Below are 21,307 nucleotides of genomic sequence, written 5' to 3'. Positions count from 1 at the left end.
ATGCGGTGCTACATACGTATAAGCCATCAGCCTAAATAGTTAATAAAGTATACCTTTTTTATGCTCGATGCGGCATAAATAGGGACGATACCAAAACTTATATTAGATTCCTCACTCCAGTTGATACGGTATGTCACACCAATTGCCAGAGATAACCCGTCGGGGTCTCCTCGGTTCGGGTGCAGCTATTTCGGCAGCAGCGATCGCAGGATGCATCGGTGGGGGCGGTAATGATGATGGCGGGAACGAACTCTTCTTCACGCAGGAGAAAGGGTGGGCGTATGGCTTCGATCCCATCGTCGCGAACGGCGTCCCGACCGCGCAGGTAAACGGGCAGATCTACGAGAGTCTGTACACGTACAACGAGGACGCAACCGACACCCTCGTCCCAGTGCTTGCGGACGGCGAGCCGGAAGTGAGCGACGACGGGCTGACCTGGACGGTCGGCATCAAAGACGAGGCGACCTTCCAGAACGGCGACGACGTTACCGCGGAGGACGTCAAGTACTCGTTCGAGGCGCCGGTCAAGGAAGAGACGGAGAACGCCGCCGAGGTCAACATGATCGACAGCATCGAGGCGGTCGACGACAAGACCGTCAAGTTCACCCTCCAATACCCCTACGCGGCGTTCAATACCACGGTCACCGCATCGGTCGTGCCGAAATCCGAACGCGAAGGGAGCGAGGACTTCGGTCACAATCCCGTCGGTAGCGGCCCGTTCCAGTGGGTCGAGTGGGAGGACGGACAATACGTTCTGCTCGAGCGATGGGACGACTACTGGGGCGAACAGACCCCCAACATCTCGGGGGTCGAGTTCGACTTCGTCACGGAGCAATCCACGCGCGTGACCGGACTCGAGACCGGCGAGAGCGACGTCATCGAGACCGTCCCACCACAGCTGTGGAAGGACGTCGAGAACATGGACAACGCGTCGATCGTATCGAGCCTCGGTATCGGGTACTTCTACCTGGCGTTCAACTGTAACGAAGGACCGACCGCCGATCCGCAGGTGCGCGAGGCCGTCGACTACGTGTTCTCGATGGACGACGCGATCGAGAGCTTCGTCAAGCCCGCCGGCGTTCGCCAGTACAGCCCGTTCCCAAAGTCGGTCGTCGAGGCGTGGGACTTCCCCGCCGACCAGTGGGCAGAAATTCCGCACGACCGCGACATCGACCAGGCCACGCAGCTGTTCGAGGACGCGGGCATCAGCATGGATTACTCGTGGAACATCATCGTTCCCCCGGACGACATGCGCGAAGCGATCGGCCAGTCCGTGAGCAACGGTCTCAAGGAAGTCGGCTTCAACAACGTCACGTTCGAGCGACTCGAGTGGGGTACCTTCCTCGAGCTGTACGCCACGGGGAGCGAGGACGACTACAACATATACACCCTCGGGTGGTCCGGGTCGCCCGACCCCGAAGCGTTCACCTACTACCTATTTGCGCAGGAACTCGAGGGCTCCACGAACGGAACGTACTACAGAAACGACGAGGTCGATCAACTGATCGTGGACGCACGCGAAGAGACCGAAAAAGAGGCGCGCCGTGAGATGTACATCGAGGCGACGAATACGATCCTCGAGGACCGCGCGCACATACCCGCCTACAACACGTACAACAGCTACGGTGTAGCGAATTACGTCAACGACTTTGCGTCGAACCCGAGTGCCGCTATAATCCCGCTAGCGACGAACTACAACAACGTCGGCGTCGAGTAATCGGCCAAAGACGGAAAGGAAACATATTTGTTGGCAGCGGACGATTCCAAAAAATATTGAAATTTGAACACAGTAGGATGGTAGAATTAGTGCAGTATCATATGAGTGGGTGATCATTCATGAGTTTACTTCGGTACACAGCGTGGCGACTAGTGCAAGCGGTACCGGTGCTGCTCGGGATCATAACGATCGTGTTCTTCCTCGTCAACGCCATTCCCGGCGACCCGGTAGCCATCATGCTCGGGCCGTCACCGAGCGTAGAACAGATCGCCGAAGTGAGGGCCAAGTATGGGCTGAATAAGCCGGTCTACGAGCGATACCTGAATTACCTCGCTAGCGTCGCGCAGGGAGACCTCGGTGAGAGCATCAACGTCAATTCCGGAATGCCGGTATCCAGACTCATCATGAATCGGCTTCCGATCACGCTGTTGCTGACCGTATCAGCATTCACGTTCGCGATCGTCACCGCCATTCCGCTGGGGATTATCTCCGCCAAACGACGAAACGAATCGACCGATCACATCGCACGGATCGTCTCACTGATCGGCGTCTCCACACCGTCGTTCTGGATCGGGCTGATGTTGATCATCGTCTTCGCCACTCACCTCGACATGTTCCCGTCGCGGGGACTCATCATGCCGTGGACTGAGCCGGGAACCGGCGGCCGGGTGACGCGCAGAGCCGAGACCCAGCTAGAAATCGTCGCTCTCTCGGCTAGGCACCTGATCCTGCCGATGATTACCCTGGGAACGCTGCAGATGGCACAGATCACGCGGATCGAACGGTCGACGATGGTCGATACGTTACAGGACGAGTATATCAAACTCGCCCGGGCTTATGGCGTTTCAGAACGGAAAATTATCCGCAAACACGCGTTCAGACCCGCCCAGCTTCCGGTCATCACGATCATCGGGCTCGGTCTAAGCACGGCACTTGGTGGGGCAGTGCTGACTGAGACCGTCTTCGGAATAAACGGTATGGGCCGCCTGATTATCCAGGCGATCAACCAACGGGACTACCCTGTCGTGATGGGAACGACGATCGTGTTCGGTGTTACGTACCTCGTCGGCGTTATCATTACGGACATCTCGTACGCGTACATCGATCCGCGAGTCAAATACGGTGACCAAGAATGATGAAAGGAATCAACGAAGGTGAGAAACGATGGCAGTGACAGAACACCAACGCGGCGACACCCCCGCGGACGAAGAGCCCATCCAAGATGAGACCGAAGAGGTCGAGGCAAACGTCGGGCTCTCGTATACGTTGAAGCAGGTCAAACAGGACACGACCGCTCGAATCGGCCTGTACATCATCGGTTTCCTGTGCGCCGTGACGGTCTTCACGACCGTCGATGCCGTCGTGTTCAACTACGAATTCGCGAAGACGTACCTCCAGAATCCGGTGAACGATCCGAACAACATCAACGAGTTGCGATTGCTCCCGCCGGTCGGCATGGGCGGCGAACTCCAATATCCGCTCGGCACCGACGCCCGCGGCCGGGACATCTTGACCCGTCTTATCTACGGTACACGAATCGCGATGACCGCGGGCTTTTTCGCAACCGTCGTGGGGTTCGTTGGTGGAACGATCATCGGCGCCGTCTCCGGGTACTACGGCGGCCGAGTCGACGACGTGCTCCAGCGAATCACGGAGACGATGTACGCGATTCCGTTCCTCGTGCTCGTGATCGCGATCATGGCCGTTCTCGGAAACAACATCTGGTTCGCCATCATCGGCGTCGGAATCGCGTCGATACCCGTGTTCAACCGCCTGATCAGGTCCCGCGTCGTAAGTGTCCGCGAGGAAGACTACATCGAGGCTGCGAAAGCGGCGGGCGTCAAGGACCGAAACATCATCCTCAGACACGTCATTCCGAACAGCTTCGCACCGGTGCTGGTCCAGTCGACGTTACAGATCGGCTACTCGATTTTGATCATCGCCGGATTGTCGTTCCTCGGGTTCGGCGCACAGCCACCGACGCCGTCGTGGGGGCAGATGCTCGCCGGGTCGCGCAACCACATGATCAACGCTCCGACGTACAGCATCTGGCCCGGTCTCGCGATTCTAATCACTGTCATCGGCTTCAACCTGTTCGGTGACGGCCTGCAAGACGCACTCGACCCACGGATTGATAACTGATCATGAGCGCTGATCCACTACTCGAAGTTCGCGATCTCAAAACGCAGTTCTTCACAGATTCAGGCACCGTTCGCGCCGTCGACGGCATCTCGTTCGACGTCTACGAGGGCGAGATCGTCGGCCTCGTCGGGGAGAGCGGCGCCGGCAAGAGTGTCGCCTCGATGAGCCTGCTACGGCTCGTCGAAAGCCCCGGCGAAATCGTCGCCGGCGAGATCACTTACAAGGGCGAAACCATCTTCGGCCTCGAAGAGGGGCCGGACGGCGAGCTTCGAGAGCGCGACGACATGCTCTCGACCGAAGAGATCCGTACCCGAATCCGGGGTAATGAGATCGCAGTTATCTTCCAGGATCCGATGGAGTCGCTCAACCCCGTCTTCACGATCGGAGGGCAGCTTCGGGAGTTCATCGAACTCAATCGCGGGCTCCCGAAAGACGAGGCCAAAGCGAAAGCGATCGACATGCTCCGGGAGGTCGGCATTCCGGATCCCGAAGTGCGCTACGAGGAGTATCCCCACCAGTTTTCCGGCGGCATGCGCCAGCGCGTGCTCATCGCGATGGCGCTGGCCTGCGAACCCAGCCTCATCATCGCCGACGAACCGACGACGGCGCTTGACGTGACGGTCGAGAGCCAGATCCTCGACCTCGTCGACGAACTCCAGGCGAAGTATGGGACGAGTTTTATCTGGGTTACGCACGACCTCGGCGTCGTCGCCGAGATCTGTGACAGGGTGAACGTTATGTACCTCGGCGAGATCGTCGAGCAATCGCCTGTCGACGAGTTGTTCTACGACACCAAGCATCCCTACACGGACGCCCTACTCGACTCGATCCCCCGCCCCGATCAGACCGTCACGGAACTCGAGGCGATCAAGGGGGTAATGCCGGAAGCGATCAATCCCCCCTCGGGCTGTCGGTTCCATCCGCGCTGTCCCGAGGCACGGGACGTGTGCAAGCAAGTCCACCCAGACGCGAAGACCGTCGCTGACGCCGACGGCGAGCCACATCGAGCTGCCTGCGTGAAACACGACGAGTTCGACGTCGGCTACGACGAGAGTTACCCGCTCGAGGGAGCTCGGAGGTCGCTCGAGGGAACTCGGAGAATCGACAAGCAGGAATCCGAACTCGCACCGAATCCGGCCGGCGATGAGCGGGGAGGTGACGGCCATGAGTAGCGGGATTCGGATGGACGAGGAGAGCAGCTACGATCGGGAGGGGGCGCTGCTCGAACTGGAGAACGTCACGAAGTACTTCTCCCAGAACTCGGGACTGTTCGGGGGCCTGAAATTCGAATCGAACCAGTTCCCGCCGATTAGCGTCGATCAGAGTACCGTGAAGGCAGTCGACGACATCTCCCTCGAAATCAAGCCCGGCGAAACCCTCGGACTCGTCGGCGAGTCCGGTTGCGGCAAGAGTACGCTCGGTCGGACGATCCTGCGCCTGCTCGAGCCGACGGACGGGGACATCTACTTCAAGGGAGAAAATCTGGCCGACCTCAGCGGCGAGAAGCTTCGCCAGACGCGGTCGGACATGCAGATGATCTTCCAGGACCCCCAATCGTCGCTCGACCCCCGGATGAAGGTCGGCCAGATCATCGAGGAGCCGATGCGGGCTCACGATATGCCCACCTCGAATCCCGACGTGCCGACGACGGCGACGGTCACCACCGAGGGGATCGATGCACAGGTCGAAGCGACGGTCGCAGACGACGCGGACCTCGCCATGGACACGGACGAGGACGGCGTCGTTCGCGTTCCAGTGTCAGTTCATCGCGACGGCGACAGCCTGACGGCTACCGCCCCGGAACTCCTCGAGGCCACCGCCACGGAGGCCGACGACGGCACCATCACGGTCGAGGTCGACGTTTCGGCATCCAAAGACGACCTCCGACGCGAGCGAGCGAAGAGCCTCCTCGAGAAGGTGGGGCTCGACCCGCGCCACTACAATCGGTATCCCCACGCCTTCTCCGGCGGGCAGCGCCAGCGGATCAACCTCGCGCGTGCGCTGTCGGTCGATCCGGATTTCGTCGTTTGCGACGAACCCGTCTCCGCACTGGACGTCTCCATCCAGGCCCAGGTCCTGAACACGATGGAAAGCCTCCAAGAGGAGTTCGGCCTCACGTACCTCTTCATCGCCCACGACCTCTCGGTGATCCGCCACATCTCCGACCGCGTGGCGGTGATGTACCTCGGGCACATCGTCGAACTCGCCGACAAAGAGGAGTTGTTCGAGAATCCCCAGCATCCGTACACGCGCGCCCTGCTCGACTCGATTCCCGTCCCGGACCCGCGAGAAAATGGGGCCAGAGGCGTCCTCGAGGGCGAGGTACCGAGCCCGGCCGATCCACCCTCCGGGTGTCGGTTTCGGACGCGGTGTCCGCGTCTGATCGCACCCGACGAGTACGACTTGACTGACGAGGAGTGGGCGTTGACGCGGACGTTCATGCGCGCGGTCAAACGACGGACGTTCGAACCGATGACGGCCGCAGAACTACGAGCCGAGTTCTTCGATAGCGCGCTCCCGCGGGACGAAGCGGGATCGATCGTCGAGGAGGCAATCGACCACCTCGCGACGGACCGCGACGCAAGTGACGGGAACGACGGGTCGGTTCGATGGGACGCGGCAACGGACCTGTTGCTCGAGTCCTTCGCCGAACGCAGTATCTGTGCGCGTGAACAGCCGGCGTACGATATCGAATCGGTGAACGGATCGGGCGAGCGGTTCGCGGCGTGTCATCTGCATCGGTGACCGCCCGCGGCACGTATCGGAATAGTACACTATTTTTATAAATTCAGATTTGCGTCGAGCTTCGAATTCGCATATTACTGTATCGTTGAAATTTCGTCCGAAGAGGCCCTATAAATCGATTTTTGTGATTAGTCAAGCAGAGGACGAAACCAATGTATCCACATGATCTTTCATCTCGAAAATACTTATATGAGCAGCGTTCGTATTTACTCTTGTATGAGTAAACTACTAGCTACAGTCGCGGCAGGCACGCAACGATTCACAAAAGCACGACGAACGATCGCACACTCCCCCGAATTCGGCGACGATCGGACGACGGACGAGACCGGCCGTCCCACGACGCGCATTCCGCCGGGTGGCTTCCTCACCGGGTGAGGACTCGGGTCGATGACCGGAACGCACGAACGAAGCCACACTTTTCTCTCGATTCCGGCCGGCTCGTTCCACGTCCGGCGACGAAGAGCGAGTTCGATCAGCCGAGTACCGACGCCGGCTGTCCGAGGGACGTCCTGCCAGATTATCCGCTGACAGGCCTCCCTGCCGAGAAACGTGGTCGACCGTTCCCGTCGGCTCGAACGGCGCAGAACCGCTCCCTGCACTACTCGATGGTGATCGTCGTCGAATCGCTGGGTTGCGTCGCGTCCCCGCGAGTCGCGACGAACGCCCGGATCTCGTACTCGCCCGGGTCCGGGAGGACGGACTCTCGTCGGCCGTTGGACCAAACTTGCTCGAGGCGACCGTTCCACGTCACCGACATCCGTTTTCGTTCACCACTGCGGAAGTCAAACGTGGCCGGATTGTGTCGAGTGTAGACGCGTTCGTCGGTGGCCTCGAGGTGACCGTCGACGGACCAGCCCCAGCGGCGCTGGCGGGGCGTCGGGAGTTCGACGGGAACTGGGAGCCGATTTTTGAACTCGATACTGATCTCGACCGACTCGTCGCGCTCGTAGGCCTCCCGGTCGGTCGCGACGGAAACGTCGATCGCCCGTCGTGCGAGAGACGGGGGGACCAGCGACCCGAGAAAGGAGGCGACGGTCGACCGAGAACCGTCGGGGTCGACGCGGGGATCATCGCTCGAGTTCGGGGTCTGGCCACTGCGTGATCGAGAACGATCCATAGGCCTAGCGAGCAGCCCGGTACACAAAAATGACGGGGCGTCTAAATCGGGCAGGAAGCCCACCGCAAAGCTACGCGTCGTACCGTACGTCCCGAAGTCGGACGACGCTTGCCGAACTCACATCGAAACCAATCGAAGTCCACACTGCCAGCCCCCGATGGGACGGTTATCGAGGCTCACGCGACGAGGGACGGAGAACTGACGCCAACGCTGACGACCGCAGTCGTGTCGTTCGGAACGACGGCCGATGGGTCGCGTCCGAAGACAACAGCTCCGACGCTCGAAGACGCTTACGCGGCGATCGTCGGAATGCCGGTATCAGCCACGACTGACGTCGCCATCGACCTCGTCGAATAAACTTCCACCTTTCCCAGTTATCTCCAGGCTGGGAGCATCGGCGCATCGTCCGCTTGCATAGAAAGCCAGGCACCGTCGGCGGAGATGTCTGCGATGACGTATTCGTCGCTTGCAGCCGTCGAATCGATCGATCCGACGATCGTGTCATCGGAAGCCATTGTGGAGGGGTTCGTCGGCATGTTTGTTACTGACACTCATTCACATATAAACTCGTCGAATTGGACTGGTTAGCTGCGAGACCACTCAGGAATCGATTGAATGGCGGTCCGTGAAACACTGGGTTTATACTCATTTTCGCCGTACCCAGGTGATATGAACGTAGCCGACGCGATGACGCCCCGCGAGGACGTGGTGACCGCCGACCTGCCAGGTACCCGCTCGGACGTCCTCGAGTATCTTCAGGAGCAATCGTTCTCGTCAGTGCCGGTCATCAAGCCGACCGACAACGGCCCGAAATACCGCGGACTGATCTCTCGAGAGACGCTCATCGAACAACCGGACGAAGATCAACTCGTCATGCTGATGGAGGAGAACGTGCCGACGACGACTTCCGAGACCCGGCTCGAAGACGCCGCTCAGACGATGGTCGAGGAGGGTGCACGACGGGTTCCGGTCGTCGACGGCGAATTCGAGGGAATCGTTACGGTGACGGACGTGATTCACGCGATTGCGGCGGGTGAGCAGGAGGCGGACGGATCCGTCGAATCCGTCGCTAGCGAGGACGTGAACACGACCTACGAGGGAACGCCGTTGCCCGTCGCCGAACGTGAGCTCTCCTACGCGAACGTCCCCTACACCGTCGCGCTGGACGACGACGGAGAAATGAGTGGCATTCTCACGGAGGTCGACATTCTCGAGGTCGCCAGGATCGTCGAGGGGGAAGAGGCGACAGGCGACAACTTCGGTGATCAGGACGACGAGTGGTCGTGGGAGGGCATCAAAGCCGTCGGCAGCCGCTATCTTCCCACGCGTGACATCGAGATCCCGGCGAAACCGGTACGGGAATTCATGAGCGACGATGTCGTCACGGTCTCGGCCGGGACGTCGATCCAGGAGGCGGCACAGCGGATGATCAGCAACGACATCGAACAGATTCCGATACTCACAGGCGAGCAACTGGTCGGCATCGTCTGTGACATCGACCTGCTGGAGGCACTCTATGAGTGAGCAAGAACACGCGGAGACTCCCGACACGACGAGCGAAAAACTGGTCGAACTGGCGAAACGGCGGGGGTACTTCTTCCAGTCCGCGGGGGCCTACGGCGGCGTCGGTGGCTTCTACACCTTTGGGCCCCAGGGTGCGGCACTGAAAGGGAATATCGAAGACGCCTGGCGCGACCGCTTCGCAGTCGCCGAAGGAAACATGGAGATAGACGCGCCGACGATTATGCCCGAACCCGTCTTCGAGGCCTCCGGCCATCTCGAGGGGTTCGACGACATGCTCGTCGAGTGCCCGGAGTGTGGCGAGAGCCACCGGGCGGATCACGTCGTCGAGGACAACACGGAGTACGAAGACGCCGAAAGTCTCCCGATCCCTGAGGTCGAAGAGGTCATCGCCGAGTACGAACTCGTCTGCCCGAACTGCGGCGCGGGACTCGCGGGTCAGGCCGTCGAAGCCTTCAACCTCATGTTCAAAACGAACATCGGCCCCGGCGACTCCCAGCCGGGATATCTGCGTCCCGAGACGGCACAGGGCATCTTCGTGGAGTTCCCTCGACTGAAGGAGTACGCGCGCAATCAGCTTCCCTTCGGCGTCACGCAAATCGGGCGCGCCTACCGCAACGAGATTAGCCCTCGACGTTCGATCATCCGTACGCGCGAGTTCACGCAGGCCGAACTCGAATACTTCATCGATCCCGAGGCTGACGAGCCGGACCTCTCGAGCGTCGAAGACGTTACCGTGACCCTGTATCCGGCCAGCGAGCAGGATGCGGAGGGGGGTACGGAGATCGAGACGACGATCGGCGAGGCCGTCGCGGCGGGGATCATCACCGATCAGTGGGTCGCGTATTTCCTCGGCGTCGCGAAACCGTGGTACGAGGCGGTCGGCGTCGACATGGATCGATTCCGTTATCGCCAGCACCTCCCGGGCGAGCGTGCCCACTACGCTAGCGACTGCTGGGACGCCGAAAGCGAAATCGACGGAAACTGGATCGAGATGGCCGGCTTCGCCCACCGCGGGAACTACGACCTCTCGAAACACGGCGACCATTCCGGCGATCGGTTCACGATCTTCAAACAGTACGACGAACCCAGGACCGTCGAGCGCGCCACCGTCGACCCCGACATGAGCTACCTCGGGCCGGAATTCGGCGGTGACGCCGAGACCGTCGTCGAGAAACTCGAGGAGTTAGCTGCGCGCAATCGCAGTGCGTTCGACGGGGAAACCGTGGAGATCGACCTCGACGGCGAAACGCGCGAGATTCCAGTCGAAACGACGGGGTTCTCTCTCGAAGCGAAAACGGAGGCCGGCGAACACATCACGCCCCACGTCGTCGAACCGTCCTTCGGCGTCGACCGGGTCGTCTACACCGTGTTGCATCACGCCTACCGTGAGGACGAGGTCGACGGCGAGGAACGCACGTACCTCGACCTCGAACCCGAGGTCGCACCCACGTTCGTCGGCGTCTTCCCGCTGCAAAACGACGACGAACTCGAGACCGAAGCCCGGGAGGTCGCTGCAGCCTTGCGGGAAGCAGGTCTATCGGTCACGTACGACGACTCCGGGAATATCGGTCGTCGCTACCGCCGCCAGGACGAGGTCGGGACGCCGTTCTGCGTGACCGTCGACTACGAGAGCCTCGAAGACGAGGCCGTCACGGTCCGCGAGCGAGACACAACCGCCCAGAAGCGACTGCCGATAGAGGACCTTCCCACGGCACTACCGGCGATCCGAGCGGGCGACCTCGAGTTCGAAGACCTCGAGGGATAGCGGTTCGACCGCCGACGTCGTCGGTCTGACGGCCGCCCTTTTATATATAGAGCTCTGGAGACCTAACCGACGGACTGAAGGTCACCTCCACTAAGGCACAAACGATGGCCGACGAACTGAAGCGTCGACTCGTCCACGCCAGTGGCTCGGGCCTGGTAGCTCTCTACCTGCTCGGCACGTCTCTCGAGGTGGGGCTGACGTGGACTCGGTTTCAATTCCTCATGATAGTCCTCGCGAGCGGGACGCTCGTCCTCGAGTTCTTTCGGCTCTGGATCGGACTGGATTGGCGACTCTACGAGGTACTCACGCGCGAGTACGAACAGAACAACCCCGCGGGCTACGCGCTGTACATGATCAGCATGGCGGCCGTCGTGGTGGTCTTCGAGTCGGATATCGCCCTCCCCGCGATGTTGATGCTCTCGCTCGGCGACCCGATCAGTGGCGCGGTCTCGGACAACAGTCTCCAGCGAATCAAACCCCCGAAGGTCCTCATTACGATGTTTCTCGTCTCGACGGTTATCGCCATCCCGTTTCTCCCCCTCGGCGCGGCCGTGGTGGCGGCACTCGGCGCAACGATCGCCGACGGTGTGACTCTCGAGATCCGCACGTACATCATCGACGACAACCTGACGATCCCCATCTACGCTGCCTGTCTCGCGTTTCTCGCGCTCAGATTCGTCCCGCTCTAGTGGGCTCGAGAACGGCGGACCGATCGATCCACGCCGTCGGATGGGCCGGCAAGGCGATCCGTCCCAACTGTCTCGAGCGGGACAATCGTTCAGTCCGAACCCGGCAAGGTCGTATCGTTCTGGAGCTATCAAGACCGTCGCTGCAGAACGTGACTAGCTATCGTGTCTGAACAGGGAGTGGTCGGCCGCCTCTCGGACGTCCGAGCATTTCTCGCCGACGGCCGTGGCACTATTCTCTCCGCCGTTGCTGCCGGCTGGTGTCTCTCGATCGGTATTAGACTCGCGTACCCGGTCCTCCTTCCATATCTTCGCGATACGTACGACCTCGACCTGACGACGGCCGGGTTCCTGTTGACCGTCCTCTGGATCTGTTACGCGCTGGGGCAACTTCCCGGTGGGCTGCTCGCCGACCGATTCGGTGAGGGAAACATTCTCGTCGCGAGTTCCGTGATCTCCGCGATCACGCTTGGACTCGTCGCCGTCGCCGGCTCCGCGCCGGTCGTGTACCTCGCGACCGCTGCGTTCGGATTCGGGACGGCGCTGTACGGGGTCGCCCGGTTTACGGCACTGTCCGACGTCTATCCGGACAACGACGGCACCGCTATCGGGATCACCATGGCGGCGGGGCAGGTCGGCAACACGCTCCTGCCGCTCGCGGTCGGCGGAATCGCATCGGCGTTCGCCTGGCAGTACGGCTTCAGTCTCGTGGTCCCGGCGTTCGCCGCCGTCGCGGTGGGCCTTCGACTCGCCGTTCCGTCGCGCACCTCGAGTCCGACCAGTGCCGTCGACAGCGTCTCCCTCGAGACGGTCCGCTACGTGGTCTCCGAACTGCGCCGCCCGGAAATCGTCACCGTGGCGGTGATTCAGACCCTCACCTACTGCGTCTGGCAGGCGTTTACGGGGTTCTATCCGACGTACCTCATCCAGATCAAAGGATTCTCGCAGCCGATGGCGACCGGTCTCTTCGGGACGTTCTTCGCGCTCGGAATCGTCGTCCAGCCGCTGACGGGCGGCTTGTACGACCGATACGGAATCCGGAAATCGCTCCCGCCCGTTCTCGGCATCGTCGTCCTCTCGCTGGTCGCGCTCCCGTTTCTCGAGGGATTTTGGTCCATCGTCGGCGGAACGGTCCTCCTGAGCAGTATCCTCGGCTACGGGACGATTACGTTACCGTACATGACCGCGGCGTTTCCGGCGGACATGCGAGGGACCGGACTCGGCTTCCTGAGAAGTATCTACATGACTATCGGCGCGCTGAGTCCGGTCATGGTCGGCGCGCTCGCAGAACGGGGCTACTTCGACGAGGCGTACCTCGTGCTAGCCGGGTTCGTGGCCGTCGCCGTCGTGTTGACGTGGTGGTTACCCGAACAGTGAGCCTCTGCCGTCGCCGAGGGCGGCATACTACGTGTTCAACCGCCAGAGTTCGAAGTTGAGGACGGCTGCGAAGGTTACCCACACGATGTACGGGACGAGAAACGCCGCCGCGCGCCGATCGACGCGTCGGAACGCGAGAATCGTGGCGGCGATGAGCACCCAGAGGACGACGATAATTCCGAAGGCGAGCAACAACGCCTCGAACGTGAAGAACGCGGGCGTCCAGACGACGTTGAAGAGCATCTGAAGGGCGAACAGGCCCAGCGCGAGGCCGCGACCGTCGGCGTCGCTGCGCCAGACGAGCCACAGCGCGAGGCCGAGGAGCGTGAACAGCGTCGTCCAGACGACCGGGAACGCGATCGTCGGCGGGTAGAACCAGGGCTTTGCGAGACTCCTGAACCAGGCGCTGTCGGGGTCCGAGAGAATTCCCGGGAGCCCACCGACGACGTTCACCAGAAGGACGAACCCGACCGCGACGAGGACCGACTCCACGTCCGGGAGTCGGCGAGTTCTCACTCGAGTGTCCATACAAGGTCTAGGCCGCGCGCGGATTTATAGCTCACAGACGACAGCGGCGTGTCGGTCCAAGTGGGAGTAACGTGTCGGTCAGCTAGAAGACGGTCGGGTGGTGAACTACTCCGCCCTCCCGCGCTCGGGCCTCCCCGGCCCTCGCTTGGTGCGGACGGAGCGTCCTGTTTCTGTGTCGGAACGTGCAGGAACAGATCCCACAGCGTCCACAAGACGCGGAGCGTCTCGTGCGGCCCGTCAGAACGCCGTTGGCGTTCTGCGGACGGTTCCAGACTCCGCAGGCGACTTCCCGTTACGGGCGGTTCGGAGTGTCCCGCTCCTACCGAATCGACACTCGGCCACAATCGACGATGCACGCTTGTTGTCGCGTTTGAACACCGCCGGAAGCGTGGTGAGCATCTTATTCTTACCTTCGACCGAAGGTATAATAAGGGTGCCGATTCACACGAAAACAAGACGTACGGGCGTTGTCTCCCTTCCCTGCTCGCTTCGCTCGCTGCGGATAGTGCGGGACCGTCGGTCCCGCTGACCATGCGAACGGCGTCGCCGTGAACAAGAAGGTGGGGTTAGCGTCCTCAATTACAGCTAACCACCGATTCGATCCATCCACCGGAGCGAGGGACTCCCGATGATATCTCAGTTCGTCATCGGTACTCTTCTGCGTCTTCCGCGCCGGTCCGCCGGCGCAGCCACTCGAGACCGAGGGCGCCCCCGACGATCCCCGCACCGGTCGTAAAGCCCGGCACGTTGTCGGCACTTGACGCGTCCTCGGTGTCGGACGATCCGGAATCGGAGCCGTCCTGACCATTGGAACCGCCGTCGGTGTCGGTCTCGGAGCCGGATGGCTCGTTCCCCGTGTCGCTCCCGTCACCGGTATTTCCGGACCCACCGTCGTCGCCTCCGCCACCGGACGTTTCGCCGCTACTACTGCCTCCGTCACTCGAGCCACCGCCCTCGCTTCCGTTCCCCGCGTTGCCATCGCCGTCGTCTCGGTCCCCTTCGTCACCGTCTCCATCGCTATCGTCGGATCTGTCTGCCGGCGCTCGAAGCGCGATGAGTTTGCGGTCACGATTGACGTAGATGGTCTCGCCGCTGATGGCCTGAATCGTTCCGACTGAAGTATCATCGGCCGACAGTGACCACTTTTCGGTCCCGTCGCGTTTGTTCAGGGCCACGAGTGCGTCACTGTAGTTCGCGTATGGCTCCGTTCCGTCCGGGCGCGTGTCATCGGGGAAATAGACGTACACGGTCTCGCCGCTGATAACGGGCCTGGCACCGGTATGGAGAAGGGATTTTTCCCAGAGCTGATCAAACGGCTTGTCGAGCGAGAGACCGGAGAACATGTAATCGTCCCCGCTGACGAAGACCGATTCGCCGAGCGCGATGTCGACACCCGCCGAGACCCCGAGTGTGAGTGCGTTGCCCGTTTGCGCGTCCATGATACCCGCCTCGGCCGAGGAATATCTGCCGAGAACGGCCCCCGTCGACGTCGCTTGAGCCCGCATTCCCGTGGGCATGAAGTCCAGTGCGTTCCGCCAGACTTCGTCCCCGGACTCGGGCTCTACGGCGAGGGCAGCTCCCGGCGTTCCGGCGTAGATCACACCGTTCGCCGCGGCGGCGGACGTGACAAACTCGTATTCGTCTGCATCCTTGTGGTCGGGCGATTCGACCGTGACCGATTCGATAGACCACCGAACCGATCCGTCGGTCGCCTCGAGAGCGTACAGCGTCCCGTCGACGACGACGAAGACGGCGTCGTATGCCACCGTGTGATCGGTTATGGATCCGTCAGTATCGAAGTCGCTCTCCCAGCGGACGCTGCCGTCCGATCGGTCGAGCGCGACTACCTGCTCGCCGCGGAGGTAAACGGTGTCGCCGACGACGGAGGGGTTCCACGCGTCGACGTCGGTGTTCTCCCACACCACAGAGCCGTCGGTTGCGTCGAGCGCCACAGTCCCCAGATATACGGTCTCGTCGCTGATGGCGACCGAACCACTGTAATCGACGGACCAGGCCACCTCGAGCGCGTCACCGTCGAATTCGTATCCGTCTTTGATGTATCTGGAATGGCCGGCGTTCCCGGCGTACGACGGCCAGTCTTCGTCCATCCCTGGATTAGGCTTCAATGTTGAGTCTGGAAGATTGTCGACCCCGTCTCCCGCAGAACCGGGCTCCCCTACCCCAGTCGATGCGAGCCCACTCCCGACCGAAAGCGCTACGCCGGTCGCTAGTACCGAACGGCGATGCCAATCTGTCATACCGTCGTCGTTCGCGGTAATGGTTATTACTATCTGGTTGGTACATTTCCTTATTTTTCCTACAACCACATAAAAAGGTAATAAAGCGCCCATAGAGAGGTCGAGGACGGTGTCCTGCGGGATGCGTTTCCATAACCGATATGACAATTTACAGAATGAAACAGTCCGATCGACGGACCTCCCGTCGGTGGAAGGCCGAGGGCGTCTCACCGCCGCGGCTCACACCAGATCAATTCGCTCGCCGATGGTTCGCTGTCCTGAATCGATACGCGGACCGTCGGCGGACAGCAGTCCCGACCACCCGTTCACTTCCACCCCGCTTTCTCAACGCTTATCCACGGCCGAACCGAATCGCCGGCAATGGCAGCACAGGACGAGGGACCGCCATCAATCGACCATCCGCTCCTCCAGCCCGACTTCCTCGAGCGCCGACTGTACCAGCTAAAACTCGCGGGCACGGCCGCGAACCACCACACGCTCGTCTGTCTCCCGACCGGCCTCGGGAAGACGACGGTCAGTCTGCTGGTCACGGCGCGCAGGCTCGAGGAGGTCGGCGGGAAATCGCTGATGCTCGCACCGACGAAACCCCTCGTCCAGCAGCACGCAGATTTCTACCGGGAGGCTCTTCGCATTCCCGACGACGAGGTCGTCGTCTTTACTGGCGACGTCAGCCCCGACGACCGGGCCGCGATATGGGAGACGGCCACGGTCGTGATGGCGACGCCGCAGGTGATCGAAAACGACCTCGTCGGGTCGCGCATCTCGCTTGCCGACGTCACCCACGCCACCTTCGACGAGTGCCACCGCGCAACCGGCGACTACGCGTACAACTACATCGCAGAGCGGTACCACGCCGACGCCCACGATCCGCTCGTAACCGGCATGTCGGCGTCACCCGGCGGCGACGAAGAGGCGATCCTCGACGTCTGTGAGAACCTCGGCCTCCGGGAGGTCGAAGTGATGACCGAAGAAGACGCCGACGTGGACGAGTTCACTCACGATACCGACGTCGAATGGGAGCGGATCGACCTCCCGGACGAAGTCCTCGAGATACGGGACGCGCTGAACGAGGTCATCACGGATCGCCTCGAGAAACTCAAGGAACTCGGAATCGCGCGCTCGACGCAGCCCGACCAGTCACAGAAGGACTTGAATCGGATGCGAGCTGAACTGCAGCAGTTGATCAACAACGATCAATCGAAGGGGTTCGAGGGGATGTCAGTCCACGCGGAGGTGATGAAGCTCCGCCAGGCCGTCACGCTGGTCGAAACCCAGAGCGTTGAGGCGCTCCGTCGGTACTTCGAGCGCCAGCGAAACCAGGCTCGCTCGTCTGGGGCGTCGAAAGCGAGCCAGCGAATGATTTCGGACCCGGGCGTTCGCGAGGCGATGCGGAAGGCCGAACGGTTCGACGAGATCCACCCCAAGTACCGCAAGGCCCGTATGTTGCTCGCCGAAACCCTGGGACTCGAAGGTGGCGAACGCGTCATCGTCTTCACCGAGTCTCGCGATACTGCCGAGGCCCTGACGGACTTTCTCGGGGAGAGCTTCGACGCGAAGCGGTTCGTCGGACAGGGCGACCGCGAGGGTTCGGACGGAATGACCCAGAAGCAACAACAGGAAGTTCTAGACGAGTTCCGGGCAGGCGAGTTCGAAGTGCTGGTTTCGACGTCGGTCGCCGAGGAAGGGCTCGACGTTCCGGAAGTCGACCTGGTTCTCTTTTACGAGCCCGTTCCGACCGCCATCCGTTCGATCCAGCGGAAGGGGCGAACCGGTCGCCAGTCCGAGGGGCGGGTCGTCGTCCTCATGGCCGAGGACACCCGCGACGAGGCCTACTTCTGGATCTCGAGGCGGCGCGAAAAGGAGATGGAGTCGGAGCTACGCGAACTGAAGGGAATGGCTACCGACCTCGAGAGCGAACTCGACGACTCCCAGCAATCGCTTTCGGATTTCGAGGGCGACGAGGAACACATGGCAACGGGGGTCGCCGACGGAGCACCCACTGAGTCAGAAGCCGTCGAAAAGCGCGCCGACCCCGATGCTGTCGGCGGTTTTTCCAGTGGAAACGAAGGGGGTCGAGAACAGCCGGGACTACAGGAATTCGCCGACCGGGCCGACGCTGCGGAGAGGCCAGACGAGGAGTCCGTCGAAACCCACGAGCCACACGCCGAGGGCGAGACTGTCGAGGTCGTCGCCGACCAGCGCGAGATGGACGCGAACATCGCCCGAGACCTCTCTCGACGCGACGAAATCGAGGTGCGCCTCGAGACGCTCGACGTCGGCGACTACGTCTTGTCGGATCGAGTGATCGTCGAACGTAAGTCCGTCGGGGATTTCGTGGATTCGCTGGTTGGTGGTGACCGGTCGGTCTTCGAGCAGGCCGGCGCGATGGCCCGCCACTACTCGCGGCCGATCATCGTCGTCGAGGGTGACGGGCTATACGAGCAGCGGGACGTACACCCGAATGCGGTCCGGGGAGCGCTCTCGAGTCTCGCCGTCGACTTCGGCGTGAGCGTCCTGCGAACCGAGGGCGAAACCGATACCACCGAACTGCTCGCGGTGATCGCCGGGCGCGAACAGACGACCGCCGACCGAGAGGTATCAGTCCACGGCGAGAAGGGCAGCAAGACCCTGTCCGAACAGCAGGAGTACGTCGTGGCCTCCATCGCCGAAATCGGCCCCGTCACGGCTAGGTCGCTGCTCGAAGCGTTCGGCACAGTCGAGGACGTGATGATCGCGACCGAAGACGAGTTACAGGAGGCAGACGGCGTCGGGTCGGTGACCGCAGAGCGGATCCGAGAAGTCATCGGAAGCGACTATTCGAGCTAGCTCGGCGGTCGTGGTCGATGGTGGACGATGCTCGTTTTTCGTGAGTCCGTTCGGACAGTGATCAGTCGTTGAGGTCTGTATCCGTCGTTATGCCATCCTCGCTCTTGTCGGATGCAGAAAGCGGGCCGAGACCACCCTCGGCACGTTCGACGAGTCGCTCCGCGGCGTAGATGCTGAACACGGCGAGTGCGATACCCGCTATGATATCGATCAACCAGTGAATTCCCAGATACATCGTCGAGAGGACGACGCCCGAGACGACGAACGCCGAAATCAGGAACCATCGGGGATACTCGTCGCGTGACCGCCATGCAAACAGCAGGACGACGACCGCCAGCGACGCGTGCAACGAGGGGAACACGTTCGTGTTCGCCGAAACGGCTGCCGTCATGGTCTGCGTTTGCGGATAGAAGTCGTACATCAGCCCAGAGACGGACGAGAGGTGGTTGCGAGGGCCATAGACGATGAACAACGTGTAGCAAATCGAGCCGACCAGGTAGTTCAACACGTACGCGATGAGCAGTTCCTTGAGGTGGCGCTGGGTCGGCAACGCAAAGTAGAGGATCGGTGCGGTCACCAGCAGGAACGGGAATCCGAACATATACATCACCGAGAAGAATTCTATCGTCGCTTCGGGGATGACGTTCTGAAGAACCGTGACGAACTCCCCTTCGATGGCGTATATCTCGGCGGTGATGTCCCAGCCGATAGATTCGGAAATCCGGAGGCTGAGTCCGTGTGTCGCCCGTTTGGCTAAGAAAAACAGCGCCGTAACACCGAGATACGGTGCGATCTCGAGGAGGCGGTCGTCGAGTTCGGCGGCCGTCCGACGGATTGCGGTTCGATCGAGACAGATCGTGCTGGTTCCAACGAGTCCGATGCAAACGGCGATAATCGTGAGCATCACCATGTATCCAAGTGCCATCGTTACGTTCCTCGTGAGTTTGTAAGTCGAGTTACCGCCGTGTCAGAGCCAACAGCTACAGAGGGCAAACGGAAGCAGTACCCGCACGACGTGGTGCGGGAACCCACCGATCAAGGCACCCTTCTGGCGAGTCGGTCGCGTTTTCGTTCTTCCCCAACACCGCGGTCCGTCAAGTGGTGTTTCATACGAACTCATATAATTTTACTGATTCTAAAATGTCTATTATACGGATTGACTATCACGATAGATGTGGGGCAAAGAACCCACCCTCTTGCAAAACTGATCAGCGGGGCGACCGACGAGGGACAGCTGTCGTCACCATTGCGGGTCCCATCAGCGCAACGTCACCAACGTTTCGCTCGCCTCACGAGCCGCCTCGAGACACTCCCTCGCGTACCTGGGATCGTCCGTCGCAGCAGCCTCCCGGGCGAACTTCTCGAGTGTGCGAACGAGTGCGTCGTGGGCAACCTCGAGGTCGCCGTCGATCGCTGAGGAAGTCGACGGACCGTGTCGACCCGACGGCGTCGGTCGGGGAAGTTGGTCGTTCGGTGACGGGGTCGTCTCGGGTTCGCGTTCTCGAGCGTGCTCGTCACTCCGTGTCCGTTTTTCTGCGGTCGGTTCGGTCGCCACAGCGCTGGTGTCGGTCGCGGCGTCGTTCCGGGAGGTAGCCGACCCGGTATCGCCAGCGGCGGTCGGCGTTGTGGGCTCTGTCATCACCTCGGACTGGTCGGATTCGACGGCCTGGTCGACGCTCTCATCGTCGGTCGATCGTTCCTCGGTCCTGTGTGTCTCGGCCGACTGGGCGTCGAGTTCCGTTCCCCGAACGGCGTCCGGATTACCGTGACAACTCGGACAGAACGTGATGCCGTCCTGCTCGAAGAGCGGGTCGCCGCAGGTCCCACAGTGGGCGTTGGTCATCGTCGCACCCTTGAGCAACAGGTCGCTCATCCGTTGCGTGGCCTTTCGTTCTTCTTTGTCTCGTTCGTACTTCTTCCGAAGTTTTTCACGTTCGGCTTCCTTGTCGAAGTCGCTCATGTCCGTCTAGATGGACCGAAGCGTCGAAAAAGCTGCGACAAACGACACGCACCGAACCGCTACGAATTCGGGATCTCATCGCGGGCCGTTTCGACGGCGACAACCGCTTCAGCCGGGGTCGCGACGATCTCGAGGTCGATTTCGAGAGCTGAGACGTCGTGGGTATCGAGTCCGACGGTGGGTCGATCGTAGATTCCGGCGAAGCCGATCTCGGAGAGCGTCCCGACGCCGCCAGTGGGCGCGATGACGGCATCACCGTTCATCGGGACGAGCGCGTTTCTGGCGTGGCCGAGTCCGGTTACGATAGGGATGTCGACGTACTCGTTCGCGTCGTCGCGGTTCACATCAGGAAGGATACCGATCGTCGTCCCGCCTTCGGCCTTTGCACCGCGACAGACCGCTTCCATCGTGCCGCCGCGGCCGCCACAGACTACCGTGTGACCGTGGTCGGCGAGTTCCCGACCGACTGCCTCCGCTTGATTCGCCTGTGCGTCGGTAATCGATCCGCCGCCGATAACGCTCACTCGCATACCCGTGTGACGGGGACGGAGTACTGTACGTTGCTCGGTTCGGATATCGTCCGGTCTCGAGGTGAATCACGCAGGTTCGGATCTCGAGACGATTACCCCACGCGGTGAGGAATCGGTGTGATGTAGTGTGCG

19 protein-coding genes are annotated in these 21,307 nt (G+C 61.3%); 12 read left to right on the top strand and 7 right to left on the bottom strand.

Features of this window, described 5'->3' with window-relative positions:
- Positions 1–130 precede the first annotated feature (130 nt).
- The 6 genes from NJU76_RS07950 (at position 131) to NJU76_RS07925 (ending at position 6,979) form a co-directional block, all read left to right on the top strand.
- Positions 131–1,717, top strand: coding sequence for an ABC transporter substrate-binding protein (locus NJU76_RS07950; RefSeq protein WP_254532227.1), 1,587 nt, complete (start codon positions 131–133; stop codon positions 1,715–1,717).
- Positions 1,718–1,836: 119 nt separating this feature from the next.
- Positions 1,837–2,853 carry an ABC transporter permease gene (locus NJU76_RS07945; protein ID WP_254532226.1) on the top strand — a complete coding sequence of 339 codons (1,017 nt, stop codon included), beginning with the start codon at positions 1,837–1,839 and terminating at the stop codon, positions 2,851–2,853.
- A 28-nt stretch (positions 2,854–2,881) separates the two neighbouring features.
- Positions 2,882–3,859 carry an ABC transporter permease gene (locus tag NJU76_RS07940; protein WP_254532225.1) on the top strand — a complete coding sequence of 326 codons (978 nt, stop codon included), beginning with the start codon at positions 2,882–2,884 and terminating at the stop codon, positions 3,857–3,859.
- A 2-nt stretch (positions 3,860–3,861) separates the two neighbouring features.
- The gene (locus NJU76_RS07935; protein WP_254532224.1) at positions 3,862–5,031 is read left to right on the top strand and encodes an ABC transporter ATP-binding protein; all 1,170 of its coding nucleotides are present in this window, start codon (positions 3,862–3,864) and stop codon (positions 5,029–5,031) included.
- Complete coding sequence (locus tag NJU76_RS07930) at positions 5,024–6,604, top strand: ABC transporter ATP-binding protein (RefSeq protein ID WP_278002486.1); 1,581 nt, start codon at positions 5,024–5,026, stop codon at positions 6,602–6,604. The genes NJU76_RS07935 and NJU76_RS07930 overlap by 8 nt, the downstream gene beginning before the upstream one ends.
- Before the next feature lie 216 nt (positions 6,605–6,820).
- Positions 6,821–6,979: a hypothetical protein gene (locus NJU76_RS07925; protein WP_254532223.1), complete on the top strand. Its 159-nt coding sequence runs from the start codon at positions 6,821–6,823 to the stop codon at positions 6,977–6,979.
- Positions 6,980–7,202: 223 nt separating this feature from the next.
- On the opposite strand, the gene NJU76_RS07920 is transcribed toward NJU76_RS07925, so the two are convergent.
- Entirely contained in the window at positions 7,203–7,721 is a 519-nt protein-coding gene (locus NJU76_RS07920; protein ID WP_254532222.1) for a DUF7974 family protein, read from the bottom strand.
- A 108-nt stretch (positions 7,722–7,829) separates the two neighbouring features.
- Here NJU76_RS07920 and NJU76_RS07915 point away from each other — a divergent pair, with 108 nt between their 5' ends.
- Complete coding sequence (locus NJU76_RS07915; RefSeq protein ID WP_254532221.1) at positions 7,830–8,078, top strand: hypothetical protein; 249 nt, start codon at positions 7,830–7,832, stop codon at positions 8,076–8,078.
- A 17-nt stretch (positions 8,079–8,095) separates the two neighbouring features.
- Here NJU76_RS07915 and NJU76_RS07910 read toward each other — a convergent pair whose 3' ends face one another.
- On the bottom strand, positions 8,096–8,257 hold the full coding sequence (locus NJU76_RS07910; protein WP_425604300.1) for a DUF7556 family protein: 162 nt from the start codon (positions 8,255–8,257) through the stop codon (positions 8,096–8,098).
- Between the two features lie 133 nt (positions 8,258–8,390).
- Between NJU76_RS07910 and NJU76_RS07905 the strand changes: the two genes are divergently transcribed.
- The 4 genes from NJU76_RS07905 (at position 8,391) to NJU76_RS07890 (ending at position 13,073) form a co-directional block, all read left to right on the top strand.
- The gene (locus NJU76_RS07905) at positions 8,391–9,245 is read left to right on the top strand and encodes a CBS domain-containing protein (RefSeq protein ID WP_254532219.1); all 855 of its coding nucleotides are present in this window, start codon (positions 8,391–8,393) and stop codon (positions 9,243–9,245) included.
- Positions 9,238–11,010 (top strand): glycine--tRNA ligase, encoded by a 1,773-nt coding sequence (gene glyS / locus NJU76_RS07900; protein WP_254532218.1) that lies wholly within the window; start codon positions 9,238–9,240, stop codon positions 11,008–11,010. The genes NJU76_RS07905 and glyS overlap by 8 nt, the downstream gene beginning before the upstream one ends.
- 104 nt (positions 11,011–11,114) lie before the next feature.
- Complete coding sequence (locus NJU76_RS07895; protein WP_254532217.1) at positions 11,115–11,699, top strand: diacylglycerol/polyprenol kinase family protein; 585 nt, start codon at positions 11,115–11,117, stop codon at positions 11,697–11,699.
- A 162-nt stretch (positions 11,700–11,861) separates the two neighbouring features.
- Positions 11,862–13,073 (top strand): MFS transporter, encoded by a 1,212-nt coding sequence (locus NJU76_RS07890; RefSeq protein ID WP_254532216.1) that lies wholly within the window; start codon positions 11,862–11,864, stop codon positions 13,071–13,073.
- Between the two features lie 27 nt (positions 13,074–13,100).
- On the opposite strand, the gene NJU76_RS07885 is transcribed toward NJU76_RS07890, so the two are convergent.
- The gene (locus tag NJU76_RS07885; protein WP_254532215.1) at positions 13,101–13,601 is read right to left on the bottom strand and encodes a TspO/MBR family protein; all 501 of its coding nucleotides are present in this window, start codon (positions 13,599–13,601) and stop codon (positions 13,101–13,103) included.
- A 644-nt stretch (positions 13,602–14,245) separates the two neighbouring features.
- Positions 14,246–15,709: a PQQ-binding-like beta-propeller repeat protein gene (locus NJU76_RS07880; protein ID WP_254532214.1), complete on the bottom strand. Its 1,464-nt coding sequence runs from the start codon at positions 15,707–15,709 to the stop codon at positions 14,246–14,248.
- Between the two features lie 510 nt (positions 15,710–16,219).
- On the opposite strand from NJU76_RS07880, the gene NJU76_RS07875 reads away from it, so the two are divergent.
- Positions 16,220–18,685 carry a DEAD/DEAH box helicase gene (locus NJU76_RS07875; protein ID WP_254532213.1) on the top strand — a complete coding sequence of 822 codons (2,466 nt, stop codon included), beginning with the start codon at positions 16,220–16,222 and terminating at the stop codon, positions 18,683–18,685.
- Between the two features lie 61 nt (positions 18,686–18,746).
- Here the strand turns inward: NJU76_RS07875 and NJU76_RS07870 are convergent, their stop codons facing one another.
- The 3 genes from NJU76_RS07870 to NJU76_RS07860 all read right to left on the bottom strand — a co-directional run bounded on the left by NJU76_RS07870 (position 18,747) and on the right by NJU76_RS07860 (position 21,175).
- Positions 18,747–19,610 (bottom strand): phosphatase PAP2 family protein, encoded by an 864-nt coding sequence (locus tag NJU76_RS07870; protein WP_254532212.1) that lies wholly within the window; start codon positions 19,608–19,610, stop codon positions 18,747–18,749.
- A gap of 333 nt (positions 19,611–19,943) precedes the next feature.
- On the bottom strand, positions 19,944–20,645 hold the full coding sequence (locus NJU76_RS07865; RefSeq protein ID WP_254532211.1) for an Sjogren's syndrome/scleroderma autoantigen 1 family protein: 702 nt from the start codon (positions 20,643–20,645) through the stop codon (positions 19,944–19,946).
- A gap of 59 nt (positions 20,646–20,704) precedes the next feature.
- Complete coding sequence (locus tag NJU76_RS07860; protein WP_254532210.1) at positions 20,705–21,175, bottom strand: TIGR00725 family protein; 471 nt, start codon at positions 21,173–21,175, stop codon at positions 20,705–20,707.
- Between the last annotated feature and the right edge of the window lie 132 nt (positions 21,176–21,307).

This window comes from Natrinema gelatinilyticum (assembly GCF_024266705.1).
Lineage (GTDB): Archaea > Halobacteriota > Halobacteria > Halobacteriales > Natrialbaceae > Natrinema > Natrinema gelatinilyticum.
This window is presented reverse-complemented; position numbering and strand designations above follow the sequence as displayed.

Bases quoted from the DNA above. Each gene is read 5' to 3' on its own strand.
- NJU76_RS07950 (WP_254532227.1), top strand. From the start codon at position 131: ATGTCACACCAATTGCCAGAGATAACCCGTCGGGGTCTCCTCGGTTCG.
- NJU76_RS07945 (WP_254532226.1), top strand. From the start codon at position 1,837: ATGAGTTTACTTCGGTACACAGCGTGGCGACTAGTGCAAGCGGTACCG.
- NJU76_RS07940 (WP_254532225.1), top strand. From the start codon at position 2,882: ATGGCAGTGACAGAACACCAACGCGGCGACACCCCCGCGGACGAAGAG.
- NJU76_RS07935 (WP_254532224.1), top strand. From the start codon at position 3,862: ATGAGCGCTGATCCACTACTCGAAGTTCGCGATCTCAAAACGCAGTTC.
- NJU76_RS07930 (WP_278002486.1), top strand. From the start codon at position 5,024: ATGAGTAGCGGGATTCGGATGGACGAGGAGAGCAGCTACGATCGGGAG.
- NJU76_RS07925 (WP_254532223.1), top strand. From the start codon at position 6,821: ATGAGTAAACTACTAGCTACAGTCGCGGCAGGCACGCAACGATTCACA.
- NJU76_RS07920 (WP_254532222.1), bottom strand. From the start codon at position 7,721: ATGGATCGTTCTCGATCACGCAGTGGCCAGACCCCGAACTCGAGCGAT.
- NJU76_RS07910 (WP_425604300.1), bottom strand. From the start codon at position 8,257: ATGCCGACGAACCCCTCCACAATGGCTTCCGATGACACGATCGTCGGA.
- NJU76_RS07905 (WP_254532219.1), top strand. From the start codon at position 8,391: ATGAACGTAGCCGACGCGATGACGCCCCGCGAGGACGTGGTGACCGCC.
- glyS (WP_254532218.1), top strand. From the start codon at position 9,238: ATGAGTGAGCAAGAACACGCGGAGACTCCCGACACGACGAGCGAAAAA.
- NJU76_RS07895 (WP_254532217.1), top strand. From the start codon at position 11,115: ATGGCCGACGAACTGAAGCGTCGACTCGTCCACGCCAGTGGCTCGGGC.
- NJU76_RS07885 (WP_254532215.1), bottom strand. From the start codon at position 13,601: ATGGACACTCGAGTGAGAACTCGCCGACTCCCGGACGTGGAGTCGGTC.
- NJU76_RS07880 (WP_254532214.1), bottom strand. From the start codon at position 15,709: ATGGACGAAGACTGGCCGTCGTACGCCGGGAACGCCGGCCATTCCAGA.
- NJU76_RS07875 (WP_254532213.1), top strand. From the start codon at position 16,220: ATGGCAGCACAGGACGAGGGACCGCCATCAATCGACCATCCGCTCCTC.
- NJU76_RS07870 (WP_254532212.1), bottom strand. From the start codon at position 19,610: ATGGCACTTGGATACATGGTGATGCTCACGATTATCGCCGTTTGCATC.
- NJU76_RS07865 (WP_254532211.1), bottom strand. From the start codon at position 20,645: ATGAGCGACTTCGACAAGGAAGCCGAACGTGAAAAACTTCGGAAGAAG.
- NJU76_RS07860 (WP_254532210.1), bottom strand. From the start codon at position 21,175: ATGCGAGTGAGCGTTATCGGCGGCGGATCGATTACCGACGCACAGGCG.